The sequence below is a fragment of the Pseudomonas helvetica genome (assembly GCF_039908645.1).
GTDB lineage: Bacteria > Pseudomonadota > Gammaproteobacteria > Pseudomonadales > Pseudomonadaceae > Aquipseudomonas > Aquipseudomonas helvetica.
Genome location: NZ_CP150917.1, coordinates 2,339,890 through 2,355,781 on the forward strand (window position 1 = coordinate 2,339,890; position 15,892 = coordinate 2,355,781).

General features: G+C 59.8%; 13 protein-coding genes and 4 tRNA genes. 15 read left to right on the forward strand and 2 right to left on the reverse strand.

Annotated features, from left to right (window positions below; genetic code table 11):
• The first annotated feature begins 217 nt into the window (after window positions 1–217).
• The 10 genes from gltX (at window position 218) to AABM55_RS10760 (ending at window position 6,116) form a co-directional block, all read left to right on the forward strand.
• On the forward strand, window positions 218–1,699 hold the full coding sequence (gene gltX / locus AABM55_RS10715) for a glutamate--tRNA ligase (RefSeq protein WP_054596610.1): 1,482 nt from the start codon (window positions 218–220) through the stop codon (window positions 1,697–1,699).
• A gap of 189 nt (window positions 1,700–1,888) precedes the next feature.
• Window positions 1,889–1,964 (forward strand) — tRNA-Ala (locus tag AABM55_RS10720).
• A 79-nt stretch (window positions 1,965–2,043) separates the two neighbouring features.
• Window positions 2,044–2,119, forward strand: a tRNA-Glu gene (locus AABM55_RS10725).
• A gap of 53 nt (window positions 2,120–2,172) precedes the next feature.
• Window positions 2,173–2,248: transfer RNA gene (locus AABM55_RS10730), tRNA-Ala, on the forward strand.
• Window positions 2,249–2,328: 80 nt separating this feature from the next.
• Window positions 2,329–2,404: transfer RNA gene (locus AABM55_RS10735), tRNA-Glu, on the forward strand.
• Between the two features lie 182 nt (window positions 2,405–2,586).
• Window positions 2,587–3,126 carry a TetR/AcrR family transcriptional regulator gene (locus AABM55_RS10740; protein WP_054596611.1) on the forward strand — a complete coding sequence of 180 codons (540 nt, stop codon included), beginning with the start codon at window positions 2,587–2,589 and terminating at the stop codon, window positions 3,124–3,126.
• A 29-nt stretch (window positions 3,127–3,155) separates the two neighbouring features.
• The gene (locus AABM55_RS10745) at window positions 3,156–3,989 is read left to right on the forward strand and encodes an alpha/beta hydrolase (RefSeq protein ID WP_347929533.1); all 834 of its coding nucleotides are present in this window, start codon (window positions 3,156–3,158) and stop codon (window positions 3,987–3,989) included.
• Between the two features lie 47 nt (window positions 3,990–4,036).
• Window positions 4,037–4,474 (forward strand): thioesterase family protein, encoded by a 438-nt coding sequence (locus tag AABM55_RS10750; RefSeq protein WP_103319191.1) that lies wholly within the window; start codon window positions 4,037–4,039, stop codon window positions 4,472–4,474.
• A 104-nt stretch (window positions 4,475–4,578) separates the two neighbouring features.
• Entirely contained in the window at window positions 4,579–5,538 is a 960-nt protein-coding gene (locus tag AABM55_RS10755) for a tRNA-dihydrouridine synthase (RefSeq protein ID WP_019692682.1), read from the forward strand.
• Between the two features lie 131 nt (window positions 5,539–5,669).
• Complete coding sequence (locus AABM55_RS10760; protein ID WP_054596615.1) at window positions 5,670–6,116, forward strand: Hsp20 family protein; 447 nt, start codon at window positions 5,670–5,672, stop codon at window positions 6,114–6,116.
• A gap of 47 nt (window positions 6,117–6,163) precedes the next feature.
• On the opposite strand, the gene AABM55_RS10765 is transcribed toward AABM55_RS10760, so the two are convergent.
• Both AABM55_RS10765 and AABM55_RS10770 read right to left on the reverse strand, forming a co-directional pair.
• On the reverse strand, window positions 6,164–9,454 hold the full coding sequence (locus AABM55_RS10765; protein WP_347929534.1) for a PAS domain S-box protein: 3,291 nt from the start codon (window positions 9,452–9,454) through the stop codon (window positions 6,164–6,166).
• Window positions 9,455–9,523: 69 nt separating this feature from the next.
• Window positions 9,524–10,414: a LysR family transcriptional regulator gene (locus AABM55_RS10770; protein ID WP_145022637.1), complete on the reverse strand. Its 891-nt coding sequence runs from the start codon at window positions 10,412–10,414 to the stop codon at window positions 9,524–9,526.
• Window positions 10,415–10,561: 147 nt separating this feature from the next.
• Between AABM55_RS10770 and leuC the strand changes: the two genes are divergently transcribed.
• From leuC to asd, 5 genes are all read left to right on the forward strand, one after another.
• The gene (gene leuC / locus AABM55_RS10775) at window positions 10,562–11,980 is read left to right on the forward strand and encodes a 3-isopropylmalate dehydratase large subunit (RefSeq protein ID WP_347930017.1); all 1,419 of its coding nucleotides are present in this window, start codon (window positions 10,562–10,564) and stop codon (window positions 11,978–11,980) included.
• Window positions 11,981–11,991: 11 nt separating this feature from the next.
• Complete coding sequence (gene leuD, locus AABM55_RS10780) at window positions 11,992–12,636, forward strand: 3-isopropylmalate dehydratase small subunit (protein WP_054596619.1); 645 nt, start codon at window positions 11,992–11,994, stop codon at window positions 12,634–12,636.
• A gap of 141 nt (window positions 12,637–12,777) precedes the next feature.
• Window positions 12,778–13,545 (forward strand): class I SAM-dependent methyltransferase, encoded by a 768-nt coding sequence (locus AABM55_RS10785; protein WP_347929535.1) that lies wholly within the window; start codon window positions 12,778–12,780, stop codon window positions 13,543–13,545.
• 65 nt (window positions 13,546–13,610) lie between these two features.
• On the forward strand, window positions 13,611–14,693 hold the full coding sequence (leuB, locus tag AABM55_RS10790; RefSeq protein WP_054596621.1) for a 3-isopropylmalate dehydrogenase: 1,083 nt from the start codon (window positions 13,611–13,613) through the stop codon (window positions 14,691–14,693).
• Between the two features lie 67 nt (window positions 14,694–14,760).
• Window positions 14,761–15,873, forward strand: coding sequence for an aspartate-semialdehyde dehydrogenase (gene asd, locus AABM55_RS10795; protein ID WP_019692674.1), 1,113 nt, complete (start codon window positions 14,761–14,763; stop codon window positions 15,871–15,873).
• Window positions 15,874–15,892: the final 19 nt, after the last annotated feature.

Sequence of the window (15,892 nt, forward strand, 5' to 3'; positions counted from 1 at the left end):
CGAGAAAGTGTAAGGAGATTTATCAGTACTCGAATCTGTCATATAGCCGATAAGCGGTAAATGCCACTTATTGATAATCAGCCGTTGAGCGCTGCCAGAGCCTTTTGTAGCCCCAACGTTGGCTTAAATGCCCTGCTCACTGGAGCCGGGCGGGCAACGCCTGTTACCATTCGCCCTTTGTTTCATCTCCGCTTTTTATATTCTTTCGAGACATGCCATGACCACCGTCCGCACTCGCATCGCGCCATCGCCTACCGGCGATCCCCATGTCGGCACCGCTTACATCGCTTTGTTCAACTACTGCTTTGCCAAGCAGCATGGCGGTGAGTTCATCCTGCGGATTGAAGACACCGACCAATTGCGTTCGACCCGCGAGTCCGAACAGCAGATTTTCGATGCCTTGCGCTGGTTGGGCATCAACTGGAGTGAAGGCCCGGATGTCGGCGGCCCGCACGGTCCGTATCGCCAGAGCGAACGTGGCGACATCTATCAGAAGTACTGCCAGCAACTGGTCGATCTGGGTCACGCGTTCCCGTGCTTCTGCACGAGCGACGAGCTGGACCAGATGCGCGCCGAGCAAATGGCCCGCGGCGAAACCCCGCGTTACGACGGCCGTGCGCTGTTGCTCTCCAAGGAAGAAGTGGCGCGCCGTCTGGCCGCTGGCGAGCCGCACGTCATCCGCATGAAGGTCCCGACCGAAGGCGTTTGCGTGGTGCCGGACATGTTGCGTGGCGACGTCGAGATCCCGTGGGATCGCATGGACATGCAAGTGTTGATGAAGACCGACGGCCTGCCGACCTACTTCCTCGCCAACGTGGTCGACGACCACCTGATGGGCATCACCCACGTATTGCGCGGCGAAGAATGGCTGCCATCGGCGCCGAAGCTGATCCTGCTTTACGAGTACTTCGGCTGGGAGCAACCAGAGCTGTGCTACATGCCGCTGCTGCGTAACCCGGACAAGAGCAAGCTATCCAAGCGCAAGAACCCGACCTCGGTGACGTTCTACGAGCGCATGGGCTTCATGCCGGAAGCGATGCTCAACTACCTCGGTCGCATGGGCTGGTCGATGCCGGACGAGCGCGAGAAGTTCTCGCTGCAGGAAATGGTCGACAACTTCGACCTCAAGCGCGTTTCCCTCGGCGGGCCGATTTTCGACATCGAGAAGCTGTCGTGGCTCAACGGCCAATGGCTGCGTGATCTGCCGGTGGAAGAGTTCGCCAGCCGCGTGCAGGCGTGGGCGCTGAACCCTGAATACATGATGAAGATCGCGCCGCACGTGCAGGGTCGGGTTGAAACCTTCAGCCAGATCGCACCGTTGGCCGGATTCTTCTTCGCCGGTGGCGTGACTCCGGATGCCAAGCTGTTCGAATCCAAGAAGCTCTCGGGCGATCAGGTTCGTCAGTTGATGCAGTTGATCCTGTGGAAGCTCGAAAGCCTGCGTCAGTGGGAAAAGGACAGCATCACGGCGACCATTCAGGCGGTGGTCGAATCCCTGGAGCTGAAGCTGCGTGATGCCATGCCGCTGATGTTCGCGGCAATCACCGGCCAGGCCAGCTCGGTGTCGGTGCTGGATGCGATGGAAATCCTTGGCCCGGACCTGACGCGTTTCCGTCTGCGCCAGGCGATCGACTTGCTCGGTGGCGTGTCGAAGAAAGAAAACAAAGAGTGGGAAAAGCTCCTGGGCGCTATCGCCTGAGGTGTTTGACCCCGTGCAGGAGCCGCCGAAGGCTGCGATCTTTTGATCTTGCTCTTCGGCGTCACCCCCATTTTTCGGGGGGAGGGCGGTAAGTGATTGTTATGGCGGCAAAAAATTTTGAAAATTGTTAAAAATAAGTTTGACAGCTTTCCGATGCGCCATTAAGATTCGCCCCGTCCTCAGCGATGAGGGGCTATAGCTCAGCTGGGAGAGCGCTTGCATGGCATGCAAGAGGTCGACGGTTCGATCCCGTCTAGCTCCACCAATTTACACTTCAAGGCCTGGCCACACCGGTCTTGAAGCGATCAACACTCAGCGTTGATCAGTTGTATAGAAGGGTTTGCGTCCCCTTCGTCTAGTGGCCTAGGACACCGCCCTTTCACGGCGGTAACAGGGGTTCGAGTCCCCTAGGGGACGCCAGTTTTACAGAAGTGATGTTGCAAGATGTCACTCCGCCGCGAGGCGAAAAATCCGGGGCTATAGCTCAGCTGGGAGAGCGCTTGCATGGCATGCAAGAGGTCAACGGTTCGATCCCGTTTAGCTCCACCAATTTTACAGTTCAAGGTCTGGCCACACCGGCCTTGAATCGATCAGTACTCAGCACTGATCAGTTGTATAGAAGGGTTTGCGTCCCCTTCGTCTAGTGGCCTAGGACACCGCCCTTTCACGGCGGTAACAGGGGTTCGAGTCCCCTAGGGGACGCCACGATTACCCGCTCTGCGGGATTTATAAGGGTCATTCAATTATTGAATGGCCCTTTTGTTTGTCTGGCGTTTGGCCAATCCTCTCTTTCTCCCCGCGCTGTTCTTCTGACCAACGGTCACATCAACGACTTGCGAATAATTATTATGAGAATAATATTCTATTCGTAATATTCGGAGGCAACGATGAACGATAAAAAAGCTCAAACCCGTGAACGCATTCTCCAGGCCGCCAGCTCTGCGCTGGTCCAGCGCGGCCCGGCAGAGCCTAGCGTGGGTGAAGTGATGGGGGCTGCCGGTCTTACCGTCGGCGGCTTCTACGCACACTTCGAAAGCAAGGACGCCATGATGCTGGAGGCCTTCACGCAATTGCTCGGCCAGCGTCGGGCGCTGATCGCCGAAATGGACGCCACGCTGACCGGCGAAGAGCGCCGGGCGCTGGTCGCTGCGTTTTACCTGTCGCGCAAACACCGTGATTCCACCGAGCACGCTTGCCCGATTCCGGCGTCGATAGGCGAGTTGGGGCGTCTGCCGGACGATTTCCGTCTGGCCTTGAATGAACACATCGAGCTGATGGTCGCGCAGTTGGCCGCCAGCCCGGAAGACACCGATAAAGCGCTGGCTGACTTGGCGCTGATGGTCGGTGGTTTGGCCCTGGCGCGGGCGCTGGGTGCCGGTGAGTTGTCCGATCGATTGCTGCGTGCCGCCAAGTCGGCGGTGCTATGACCTGAAGCACAAGCCTTTGGAGATGAGCGATGAGCACGTTAAGTTGGGTTCGTGGCGTTAACGGCACCTTGGGCTGGGTTGCACCGCAATGGGTGGCGAGCAAGATGCGTTCGGTGTTCATGACGCCGCGCGAGCTGCCTCCGCGTGATTGGGAAATGCCGCTGCTGGCGAAGTCCGAGCGGATCACTCTGCGCTTCGGCCTTTCAGCATTGCGCTGGGGGCAAGGCCCGACAGTGCTGCTGATGCACGGCTGGGAGGGGCGGCCGACACAATTCGCCAGCCTGATCACCGCGCTGGTAGACGCCGGCTACACCGTGGTCGCGCTGGATGGTCCGGCTCACGGTCGCTCGCCGGGTCGCGAGGCCAACGTCGTGCTTTTTGCTCGGGCGATGCTTGAAGCGGCGGCAGAGCTGCCTCCCTTGCAAGCGGTCATCGGCCACTCCATGGGCGGCGCCAGTGCGATGCTTGCCGTTCAATTGGGTTTGCGTACTGAAACCCTGGTCAGCATCGCCGCACCGGCACGGATTCTCGCCGTTTTGCGCGGTTTTTCCCGTCACGTTCGCATGCCGCCCAAGGCGCGTTCGGCGTTTATCCGCAAGGTCGAACGGGATGTCGGTATCCAGGCTTCACGACTCGACGTCGCCCACTATCAACTGGATATGCCAGGGCTGATCGTGCACGCCGAAGACGACGTCTTTGTTTCGGTCAATGAGTCGCAATTGATTCACGACGCTTGGTTCGACAGCCGGCTGTTGCGCCTGGAGGAGGGTGGGCATCAGCGGGTGCTGGCGGATCCGCGAGTGATCGAAGGCGTGCTCTCGCTGCTGTCCGGTCGGAGCTTGCAGGCGCGCCAATCGGCCTGATCATCCGTTACACTGCCCCGGTCGAATAATCTGACCGGGAGTGGGGCATGGGCTGGGATCGGGCAACGCCGTTTATCATTGACCTGCAGGTTGCTGCCGAGGACATCGATGGGTTGGGGCACGCCAATAATGCGGTGTACGTCACCTGGCTCGAGCGCTGCGCCTGGCGCCACTCGCAGCGCCTAGGGCTGGACCTGACCGAGTATCGGCGGCTGGACCGGGCGATGGCCGTGGTGCGCCACGAGATCGATTACCTGGCGGCCGCCTATGAAGGTGACGAGTTGCAGTTGGCGACCTGGATCGTCGACTGGGATCAGCGCTTGAAGATGACCCGGCACTTCCAGCTCAAACGCCCGAGCGACAACGCCACGCTGCTGCGGGCGCAAACCACGTTTGTCTGCATCGAGCTGTCCAGCGGCAAGCCCAGACGCATGCCGGCGGAGTTCATCGAAGGCTACGGCCCAGCGTTGCAAGTCAGCGCCTGATCACCCTGTGGCGAGGGGGCAAGCCCCCTCGCCACATGGGTAGGCGCAAGTCTTTCGATTGATAATCCAGTAAACTGCCGCACGTTTTTCGTTGAGTGTTTTCCATGCAAATTGCTTTGGCGCCCATGGAGGGGTTGGTCGACAACATCCTGCGGGACGTGTTGACCCGTGTTGGCGGTATCGATTGGTGCGTGACCGAGTTCATTCGGATCAACGATCAACTGCTCACGCCTGCCTATTTCCACAAATTCGGCCCTGAATTGCTGAACGGCGCCAAGACCGCTTCAGGCGTGCCGTTGCGCGTGCAATTGCTCGGTTCCGATCCGGTGTGCCTGGCAGAAAACGCGGCGCTGGCCTGTGAGCTGGGTTCGGAGGTGATCGACCTGAACTTCGGTTGCCCGGCCAAGACCGTGAACAAATCGCGCGGCGGTGCTGTACTGCTCAAGGAACCGGAGCTGCTCAACGAAATCGTCGAACATGTACGCCGCGCAGTGCCGGCACACATCCCGGTGACGGCCAAGATGCGTTTGGGTTTTGACAGTCCCGACGGCGCGCTGGTGTGTGCCACTGCGTTGGCTGAGGGCGGTGCTGCGCACATTGTGGTGCACGCACGGACCAAGACGGATGGCTACAAGCCGCCAGCACATTGGGAATGGATCCCGCGGGTGCAGGAAGTGGTCAAGGTGCCGGTGTTCGCCAACGGCGATATCTGGAGCGTTGAAGACTGGCGCCGTTGCCGCGAAATCAGCGGCGTGGAAGACATCATGCTGGGTCGTGGCCTGGTGTCGCGTCCTGATCTGGCGCGGCAAATCGCTGCCGCACGGGCCGGTGAAGAGGTGGTCGAGATGACCTGGGCCGAGCTGTTGCCGCTGCTTCAGGACTTCTGGCTGCAAGCCAAGGCGCAGATGACGCCGCGCCAGTCGCCGGGTCGCTTGAAACAGTGGCTGGCGATGCTGACCCGCAATTATCCCGAAGCGGTGGAGCTGTTCACGGTCCTGCGTCGTGAGACTGAGCTGGATCAGGTGTCGCGTTTGCTGGGTCTGCAGGCGTGCGAAGCCGCCTGAAACCTTTTTTGAAAAAAAACACAAAAAATCTCTTGAAATGCAATCGGCGGTCCTTATCTAAGGATTACGCGATGCCGAATTCGGGTCGCGGAGACAAAAAACTTGCTGATTATTTTCAGGAGATTTGAATCATGAGTACTGCATTTTCCATGGCGCCACTGTTCCGTTCCTCGGTGGGCTTCGATCGTTTCAACGATCTGTTCGAGTCAGCACTGCGCAATGAGCCAGGCAGCACCTATCCACCGTACAACGTTGAAAAACATGGCGACGACGAATACCGCATCGTCGTCGCAGCAGCCGGCTTCCAGGAAGAAGACCTGGAGCTGCAAGTGGAGAAAGGTGTGCTGACCATCAGTGGTGGCAAACGTGACGCCAATGAAGACGTCACCTATCTGTACCAAGGCATCGCACAGCGCGCTTTCAAGCTGTCCTTCCGGCTGGCGGACCACATTGAAATCAAGGCCGCGGGCCTGAGCAATGGTCTGTTGAACATCGACCTGCTGCGGGTCGTGCCGGAGGAAGCGAAAGCCAAGCGTATCCCGATCAACGGGACGCAAAAACCGGCTCTGGAACACTGAGTCATCGCGATGAGAAAGGGCGCCACCGGCGCCCTTTTTTGTGCTCGTCATTTGAGCAGTTTCAGGAAGCCCTCCAGCGGCAGCGGCTGACTGTGCAGGTAGCCTTGATACAAGTGGCAGCCCAGCCCCTGCAAGAAATCGAGCTGTTCAGTGGTTTCGACACCTTCGGCAATCACCGTCAATTCAAGGCTGCGGGCCATGGCCACGATGGCGCGGATGATTTCCGCGTCGTTCGGATCGCTGGTCGCATCGCGGATGAACGACTGGTCGATCTTCAAGGTGTCCACCGGCAGGCGCTTGAGGTACGTCAGCGAGGAGTAGCCGGTGCCAAAGTCGTCCATGGCGAAACTGACGCCAAGTTTCTTCAGGCGGCGCATCTTGCTGATGGTGTCGTCCAGGTTCTGAATCACGATGCCTTCGGTGACCTCCAGCTTGAGCAGCGAATACGGCAGTCCATGGCTGCTCAGGGTTTGTTCAATCCGCTCGACAAAGTCGTTCTGGCGAAATTGCCGTGGGCTGATGTTCACGCAAAGGCTGAAGTTCAGCGGATCGATCAGGCCTCTATCGATCAATTGCCTGAAGGCCTGGCAGGTCTCATCGAGGATCCAGGCACCGACCTCAAGAATCAGCCCGCTGTCTTCCAGTACCTTGATGAATTCGCTGGGCGATTGCTCCCCCAGCCGCGGGTGGCGCCAGCGCACCAAGGCTTCGGCGCCGATAATGCGACCGTCCAGGGCGTCCACCTGAGGCTGGTATTGCACGCTGAACTCACCACGCGAAAGGGCCAGGCGCAGGTCGGTTTCCATCCGCAGGCGTTCACTGGCGGCTTTTTGCATGGTGTTGTGGAACATCTGCGTGGCATTGCGTCCCGAATCCTTGGCTCGGTACAGGGCAATGTCGGCACGCTTGAGCAGGTCGGTCGGGGTTGAGCCGTGATCGGGGATCAAGGCCACGCCGATGCTCGGGGTGACTTGCAGGCGCTGACCGTCGAGGAACATCGGCTCGGACAACAGCTCGCGCAGCGTGTCGGCCAACTCGCGAACCTGTTCGCTGACTTGGTTGCGTGTACCTTCCAGGCCGCTCAACAGCACCACAAACTCATCGCCACCGAGTCGCGCCACGGTGTCTTCCATGCGCACACTGGCTTCGAGGCGCGCAGTGATGATTTTCAGCACGGTGTCGCCCACCGGGTGACCGAGCGAGTCGTTGATGTGCTTGAAGTGGTCGAGATCGAGGAACAGCAAGGCGCCGCGCAGGTTGTGGCGTTTCAGCAAGGCGATCTGCTGGCTTAGGCGATCCATCAGCAGGGCGCGGTTGGGCAGGTTGGTCAGTGGGTCGTGGTAGGCGAGGTGACGGATCTGCGCTTCGGCGTTTTTCAGCAGGCTGACGTCCCGGGCGGTCATCAGCAGGCAGGCGGTTTCGTTCAGGGTGATGGGCTCGATCGACACTTCGACGGTGAGAATTTCGCCGCGCTTGTTGCGGCCGAGCATTTCCTGGTGATGCACCCGGCCTTTGGCCTTCAGCGCGGCCAGCAGGGTTGAGCGTTGTTTTTCTTCGGCCCAGATGCCGATCTGATACACGGTTTTGCCCACCACTTCGTCGGCGCTGTAGCCGGTCAAGCGGCAGAAGCCGTCGTTGACCTCCAGGTAGCGTCCGCTGTCGCGCTCGGTGATGGTGATGGCGTCGGGGCTGGAGTGAAACGCCTTGGCGAATTTCTCTTCACTGGCCTTGAGGGCGGCCTCCGAGCGCTGCTGCTGGGTGATATCGCGCAAGGTGGTGACAATGCACGGTTCGTTGCCGACGCTGATCTGACGGCTGGAAATCACGCAGGTCAAGGGTTGCCCGTCCTTGTGGTGAACAATGATTGCGACGTTGTTCAGCGCCTGTTCGCGAATCACCTGCTCGATGCGTTGCTGACGCTTCACCGAAGCGTCCCAGAGGCCAATCTCGTCGGCACTGCGGTCGATGACGTCGGTGGTGGTCCAGCCGAAGATCTGAGTGAAGGCGGGGTTGATCTCGATGAACTGGCCGGTGTCCTGGCGCGTCACGCAGATCGGGTCCGGGCTGACCTGGAACAGGCTGGCGAATTTTTCTTCGGAGGTGATCAGGCGCTGCTCGCGCTCCACCTGGTCGGTGATGTCGAGCAACGTACCGGCCATGCGCAGGGGGGCGCCGGACTCATCGCGATAGAGCCGTGCACGGCTTTCCAGGTAGCGCGAACTGCCGTCGGGTAATTGCACACGGTAAGTCAGTTGATAATTGCCGGCCGGGCCTTCGCGGAGGCTGCGGTAGGCGTCGCGCATGCTGTCGCGTTCATCGTCCGGCACGCCTTCGAAAAACGCGTCGAAGGGCTCGTGAAAGGGGATCGGGTCCAGGCCATGCAGCTGTGCGGCACGGGCCGAGCCATAGAGCATGCCGCTGGGAATGTGCCAGTCCCAGGTGCCGAGTTGCGCCGAGTCGAGGGCCAGGTCCAGGCGCTCCTGACTGTCTTTGAGCGCTTGCTCGGCGAGTTTGCGTTCGCTGGTATCGAGGAAAGTGCTGAGCAGGTAGGGCTGGCCTTCGAGTTCAACCTTTTGCGCGCTGAGAATGCCATCGTGGACCTGGCCGTTGCTGGCGCGAAACTGCACCTCCATGCTGACCAGTTCGCCCTTGGCCTTGGTTGCCTTGACCAGTTTGGCGCGTTGTTCCGGGTTCACCCAAAGGCCCAGCTCCAGTGTCGTGCGGCCGATCACGCTGTGCACGGGCCAGCCAAACAGGCTTTCGAAGTATTGATTGGCTTCGCTGATCAGGCCGTCTTCCTGACGGGTCAGCAGCACCATGTTCGGGCATAGATGAAATAGTGTTGCGAAACGTTTCTCCGAGCTGCTCAGGGCCTGTTCGCGTTGGCGTTGATGGGTGATCTCGCGGATTACCCCGATCATCCGTGGCCGGCCTTGCTTGTCCGGTATCAGGCTGCCGTTGATCTCCAGCCAGTGCAAGCTGCCGTCGGGCCAGCGGATCCGGTGATGCATCGCCTGTTCCAGCGGTGCACCGGCCACTACGGCGTTAAAGGCTCGCAGGGTTTTGGCGCGATCCTCCACCGGCAGCAGATCCAGGTATTCCAGGTCGGCTGGCAGTGGTTTTTTTGGGTCAAACCCGAACAAGGCTTGAGTCCCACGTGACCAACTGATCAGCCCGCGTTCAATGTCCCAGTACCAGGCGCCCAAGCGTGCACCGTTCAAGGCGGCGAGCAGTTGTGGCGCGCTCTCCCAACTCTGCTCCGAGGTACGCGGGTCGAGCGCCTGAATGCGCGGCATTTGGGGCGTGCGTGAGCGAGTGCGGTCAGCAGATTTGGGCATGGGTAACAAGCCTTGGGCTGAATTGGGTGTTTGGCGCTGGGAATTTCGACCTTAAAGGATTAGCACAAGTTAGCCGTGAGTCCGTGGCAAATCGATTTGTGCGTCCAACAAGGCCATGAAAGCCCGTGCAGCATTCGACAGCGTCCGTTCGGTGTGCACGATATAGCCTAGCTGGCGAGTGAGCTGTATGCCCGGTAAAGGAATGCGTGCCACTTGATCATCGAGCATGGTGCGCGGCAACACGCTCCAGGCCAGGCCAATGGAAACCATCATCTTGATAGTTTCCAGATAGTTAGTGCTCATCGCGATGTTCGGCGTCAGTCCCTGGGCTTCGAAAAGTCGTTGCACGATGTGGTGGGTAAAGGTGTTGCCACCGGGGAAAACCGCCGGATGACGGGCGATATCGGCCAGGCTGACCGCACCGTTACTGATCAGCGAGTGTTCGGGGGCTGCCACAAAGTCCAGTGGGTCATCCCATACCGGCGTGGCTTTCACCAGCGTGTGTGGCTCGGGTGCCAGGGTAATCACCGCCAGTTCGGCGCGGCCGTGAAGAATTTCCTCGTAGGCGACTTCCGAATCGAGGAACTGAATATCCAGCGCAACCTCGGGGTAGCGTCGGGTGAACGCCCGCAGCAAGGGCGGCAGGCGGTGCAGGCCGATGTGATGACTGGTCGCCAGGGTCAGGCGGCCAGTCACTTCGCCGGTCAGGTTGGTCAGCGCCCGGCGTGTGTCATCCAGTACATTCAGAATCTGATAAGCGCGCGGCAGCAGGGCGCGTCCGGCCTCGGTCAGGCTGACTTCGCGGCCCAGTCGATCAAACAGCCGTACATTGAGTTGCTGTTCCAGCCCGGCGATGCGTTTGCTGATGGCTGGCTGGGTCAGGTGTAGCCGTTCGCCCGCGCCGGAAAAGCTGCCGGTCTCGGCGATGGCTATAAAAGCATTGAGGTTGGCCAGGTCCATGGTCGTATTCCAGTTGGTTATCCAAAGCATAAAAAATATGAATTTGAGTTATTTAATGTAACCCCATAGGATCGACCTCACAAGCCAAAGGGTTATTGAGTCGCTTCAAGCCCGGGGCATAGAAACAAGCTGATGAGGAAACGTCTGATGGCCGGCAAAACGCTCTACGACAAGCTCTGGGATTCGCATTTGGTCAAGCAGCGCGACGATGGTTCGGCGCTGATCTACATCGATCGTCACATCATTCACGAAGTGACCTCGCCGCAAGCCTTCGAAGGTCTGCGTCTGGCCGGGCGCAAGCCGTGGCGCATCGATGCCAACATCGCGACCCCGGACCACAACGTACCGACGACTCCTGAGCGCAAGGGCGGCATTGCTGCCATCGCTGACGAAGTCTCGCGTTTGCAGGTTCAGACCCTCGATGACAACTGTGACGAATACGGCATCGTCGAATTCAAGATGAATGACGTGCGTCAAGGCATCGTCCACGTCATCGGTCCGGAGCAGGGTGCAACCTTGCCGGGCATGACCGTGGTCTGCGGTGACTCCCATACCTCGACCCACGGCGCTTTCGGCGCGTTGGCTCACGGTATCGGCACTTCCGAGGTCGAGCACGTGCTCGCCACCCAGTGCCTGGTCGCCAAGAAAATGAAGAACATGCTGGTCCGCGTCGAAGGCAAATTGCCGTTCGGCGTGACCGCCAAGGACATCGTTCTGGCCGTTATCGGCAAGATCGGCACTGCCGGCGGTAACGGCCACGCGATCGAATTCGCCGGTAGCGCGATTCGTGATCTGTCGGTCGAAGGCCGCATGACCATCTGCAACATGTCCATCGAAGCCGGTGCGCGAGTTGGTTTGGTTGCCGCTGACGAAAAGACCGTTGCCTACGTCAAGGGGCGTCCGTTCGCACCGAAAGGCGCTGAGTGGGACTTGGCTGTCGAAGCCTGGAAAGACCTGGTGTCCGATGCAGACGCGAAGTTCGACACCATCGTTGAACTCGACGCTGCGCAGATCAAGCCGCAAGTCAGCTGGGGCACGTCCCCGGAAATGGTTCTCGCCGTCGATCAGAACGTGCCGGACCCGGCTAAAGAGATGGACCTGGTCAAGCGCGACTCGATCGTCCGCGCCTTGAAATACATGGGTTTGACCGCCAATCAGGCGATCACCGACATTCAGCTGGACCGCGTGTTCATTGGCTCCTGCACCAACTCGCGGATCGAAGATTTGCGTGCTGCGGCGGTGATCGCCAAGGGCCGCAAAGTAGCCTCGACCATCAAGCAAGCCATTGTGGTGCCGGGTTCGGGCCTGGTGAAGGCGCAAGCCGAAGCCGAGGGGCTGGACAAGATTTTCCTCGAGGCCGGTTTCGAATGGCGTGAGCCTGGGTGCTCGATGTGCCTGGCAATGAACCCGGACCGTTTGGAGTCCGGCGAGCATTGCGCATCGACCTCCAACCGTAACTTCGAAGGCCGTCAGGGCGCCGGTGGCCGTACGCACCTGGTGAGCCCGGCAATGGCCGCCGCCGCCGCTGTCAACGGTCGTTTCGTCGACGTCCGTGAATTGATCTGAAGGAGCGCAGCATGAAAGCTTTTACCCAGCACACTGGTCTTGTCGCGCCTTTGGATCGTGCCAACGTCGACACCGACCAAATCATTCCCAAGCAGTTCTTGAAGTCGATCAAGCGCACCGGTTTCGGTCCGAACCTGTTCGATGAGTGGCGTTACCTGGATGTCGGGCAACCGTATCAGGACAACTCCAAGCGTCCGTTGAACAAGGACTTCGTGCTCAACGCCGAGCGTTATCAAGGTGCCAGCGTGTTGCTCGCCCGGGAAAACTTCGGCTGCGGTTCGAGCCGCGAGCACGCGCCGTGGGCCCTGGAAGAGTACGGTTTTCGCAGCATCATCGCGCCGAGCTACGCCGACATCTTCTTCAACAACAGCTTCAAGAACGGCTTGCTGCCGATCATCCTGAGCGACGCTGAAGTCGACGAATTGTTTGCGCAAGTGGAAGCTAATCCGGGCTACCAGTTGCAGATTGACTTGCAGGCCCAGACCGTGACCCGTCCTGACGGCAAGGTCCTGAGTTTTGAAATCGATGCTTTCCGCAAACACTGCCTGCTCAACGGCCTGGACGATATCGGCCTGACCTTGCAGGACGGCGATGCGATTGCCGCGTTCGAAGCCAGGCACCGCGCCAGCCAGCCATGGTTGTTCCGCGACGCGTGATTGTGTGTAAGGCGTAATGACGCCATCGCGAGCAAGCTCGGCTCCTGCATGGGAATGAATGCGTTGCTCTTGTAGGAGCAAGGCTTGCTCGCGATGGGGCCCGCACAAACAACTCAAGACTCACCCCTTAAGGAAGTCATCATGACCAGCACCGCCCAGCACAGCGACGTAGTACAAAAGCAATTCGGTGAACAGGCTGCCGCCTACCTGAGCAGTGCAGTACACGCACAGGGCACCGAATTCGCACTGCTACAGGCCGAGCTGGCGGGTCGCAGTGATGCGCGAGTGCTGGACCTGGGCTGCGGCGCCGGTCATGTGAGTTTTCATGTGGCTGCGCTGGTCAAGGAAGTGGTCGCCTATGACCTGTCGCAGCAGATGCTCGACGTGGTGGCTGGCGCCGCAGTTGATCGTGTTCTGAACAATGTGACCACCGTGCTCGGTGCGGCGGAGCGCCTGCCGTTTGCCGAGGGTGAATTTGATTTCGTCTTCAGCCGTTATTCGGCGCACCATTGGAGCGACCTTGGCTTGGCCTTGCGCGAAGTGCGCCGAGTGCTCAAGCCGGGTGGGGTAGCAGTATTTATTGATGTCTTGTCGCCGGGCAGTCCGTTGTTCGACACTTACCTGCAAAGTGTTGAAGTGCTGCGCGACACCAGCCACGTGCGTGATTATTCCGCCGGGGAGTGGTTGCGCCAGGTCAGCGAGGCGGGGTTGCATACCCGTAGCACCACGCGCCAGCGGCTGCGCCTGGAGTACAACTCCTGGGTCGAGCGCATGCGTACACCTCAGGCGTTGCGCGTGGCGATCCGCGAGTTGCAGCAGGCGATGGGCAATGAAGTTCGCGAGTATTTCGAGATTGAAGCCGATGGTTCGTTCAGCACCGATGTACTGGTGCTGATGGCTGAACGATAAGCGCCAAGCGCTGGAATTTTTCCGGGCGCGCCCATGAGCGCGCCGACTGATGACATGAGGAACGCATGAGCAAGCAGATTCTGATTCTCCCAGGTGACGGTATTGGCCCGGAAATCATGACCGAAGCGGTCAAGGTGCTGGAACTGGCCAACGACAAGTTCGCACTGGATTTCGAGCTGAGCCACGACGTGATCGGCGGCGCGGCCATCGACAAGCACGGCGTGCCGTTGGCCGACGAAACCCTGGCCCGCGCGCGTGCTGCCGATGCGGTGCTGCTGGGTGCGGTGGGCGGTCCGAAATGGGACACCATCGAGCGTGACATTCGTCCAGAGCGCGGCTTGTTGAAGATTCGTGCGCAACTGGGCCTGTTCGGCAACCTGCGCCCGGCGATCCTGTACCCGCAACTGGCTGAAGCGTCGAGCCTGAAAGCCGAAATCGTCGCGGGCCTGGACATTCTGATCGTCCGTGAACTGACCGGCGGTATCTACTTTGGCGCACCGCGTGGTGTGCGCGAGTTGGAGAATGGCGAGCGTCAGGCGTATGACACCCTGCCATACAGCGAAAGTGAAATCCGCCGTATCGCCCGCGTCGGTTTCGACATGGCGCGCGTACGCGGCAAGAAGCTCTGCTCGGTCGACAAGGCCAACGTTCTGGCGTCCAGCCAGCTGTGGCGCGAAATCGTCGAGCAAGTGGCCAAGGACTACCCGGATGTCGAGCTGAGCCACATGTACGTCGACAACGCCGCCATGCAGCTGGTGCGTGCACCGAAGCAGTTCGACGTGATCGTCACCGATAACCTGTTCGGCGATATCCTGTCCGACGAAGCCTCGATGCTCACCGGTTCCATCGGCATGTTGCCGTCGGCCTCGCTGGATGCCAACAATAAAGGCATGTACGAGCCGTGCCACGGTTCGGCGCCGGACATCGCCGGTAAAGGCATCGCCAACCCGTTGGCGACGATTCTGTCGGTGTCGATGATGCTGCGTTACAGCTTCAACCAGCTGGTGGCCGCAGACGCTATCGAAAAGGCCGTCAGCCTGGTGTTGGACCAAGGGCTGCGCACAGGTGACATCTGGTCGCCGGGTTGCGTGAAAGTAGGTACGCAGGAAATGGGCGACGCAGTAGTCGCAGCGCTGCGGAATCTGTAATCTCTCTGGCCCCGCTTGTCGCTGATGTCGGCAAGCGAGCCCACTTTTTGTAAAAGGTGTAGTTGCGATGAAACGTGTAGGTCTGATCGGTTGGCGCGGTATGGTCGGTTCCGTGCTCATGCAGCGGATGCTGGAAGAGCAGGATTTCGATCTTATTGAGCCGGTGTTTTTCACCACTTCCAATGTGGGTGGCCAAGGCCCGTCCGTGGGTAAGGATATTGCTCCGCTCAAGGACGCTTACAGCATTGAAGAGCTGAAAACCCTCGACGTGATTCTGACCTGCCAGGGTGGCGACTACACCAGCGAAGTCTTCCCGAAACTGCGCGAAGCCGGTTGGCAGGGTTACTGGATCGACGCCGCTTCCAGCCTGCGCATGCAGGATGACGCGGTAATCGTTCTGGACCCGGTGAACCGCAAGGTCATCGACCAGCAACTCGACGCGGGCACCAAGAACTACATCGGCGGCAACTGCACCGTCAGCCTGATGCTGATGGGCCTGGGCGGTCTGTTCGAAGCCGGTCTGGTGGAGTGGATGAGTGCCATGACCTATCAGGCGGCCTCCGGTGGCGGCGCGCAGCACATGCGTGAACTGATCAAGCAAATGGGTGTGACCCACGGCGCTGTCGCCGATCAACTGGCCGATCCGGCCAGCGCCATCCTCGACATCGACCGTCGTGTCGCCGAAGCGATGCGCAGCGATGCGTACCCGACTGAAAACTTCGGCGTGCCATTGGCCGGCAGCCTGATCCCGTGGATCGACAAAGAGCTGCCGAACGGTCAGAGCCGCGAAGAGTGGAAGGCCCAGGCCGAGACCAACAAGATTCTCGGTCGCTTCAAGAGCCCGATCCCGGTGGATGGCATCTGCGTGCGCATCGGCGCCATGCGTTGCCACAGCCAGGCGCTGACCATCAAGCTGAACAAAGACGTGCCGATCGCCGATATCGAAGGGCTGATCAGCCAGCACAACCCATGGGTCAAGCTGGTGCCGAACCAGCGCGAAATCAGTATGCAAGAGCTGAGCCCGACCAAGGTCACCGGCACCCTGAACGTACCGGTTGGCCGTCTGCGCAAGCTGAACATGGGTTCGCAGTTCGTCGGTGCTTTCACCGTCGGCGACCAACTGCTGTGGGGCGCGGCCGAACCGCTGCGTCGCATGCTGCGGATTCTGCTGGAGCGTTGATTCGCTGATGTAATGAAAA

Coding starts and splice junctions, on each gene's coding strand:
- leuC (WP_347930017.1), top strand. CDS start 10,562: ATGGCCGGCAAAACGCTCTACGACAAGCTCTGGGATTCGCATTTGGTC.
- AABM55_RS10765 (WP_347929534.1), bottom strand. CDS start 9,454: ATGCCCAAATCTGCTGACCGCACTCGCTCACGCACGCCCCAAATGCCG.
- AABM55_RS10785 (WP_347929535.1), top strand. CDS start 12,778: ATGACCAGCACCGCCCAGCACAGCGACGTAGTACAAAAGCAATTCGGT.
- asd (WP_019692674.1), top strand. CDS start 14,761: ATGAAACGTGTAGGTCTGATCGGTTGGCGCGGTATGGTCGGTTCCGTG.
- leuB (WP_054596621.1), top strand. CDS start 13,611: ATGAGCAAGCAGATTCTGATTCTCCCAGGTGACGGTATTGGCCCGGAA.
- AABM55_RS10740 (WP_054596611.1), top strand. CDS start 2,587: ATGAACGATAAAAAAGCTCAAACCCGTGAACGCATTCTCCAGGCCGCC.
- AABM55_RS10760 (WP_054596615.1), top strand. CDS start 5,670: ATGAGTACTGCATTTTCCATGGCGCCACTGTTCCGTTCCTCGGTGGGC.
- gltX (WP_054596610.1), top strand. CDS start 218: ATGACCACCGTCCGCACTCGCATCGCGCCATCGCCTACCGGCGATCCC.
- AABM55_RS10770 (WP_145022637.1), bottom strand. CDS start 10,414: ATGGACCTGGCCAACCTCAATGCTTTTATAGCCATCGCCGAGACCGGC.
- AABM55_RS10745 (WP_347929533.1), top strand. CDS start 3,156: ATGAGCACGTTAAGTTGGGTTCGTGGCGTTAACGGCACCTTGGGCTGG.
- AABM55_RS10750 (WP_103319191.1), top strand. CDS start 4,037: ATGGGCTGGGATCGGGCAACGCCGTTTATCATTGACCTGCAGGTTGCT.
- AABM55_RS10755 (WP_019692682.1), top strand. CDS start 4,579: ATGCAAATTGCTTTGGCGCCCATGGAGGGGTTGGTCGACAACATCCTG.
- leuD (WP_054596619.1), top strand. CDS start 11,992: ATGAAAGCTTTTACCCAGCACACTGGTCTTGTCGCGCCTTTGGATCGT.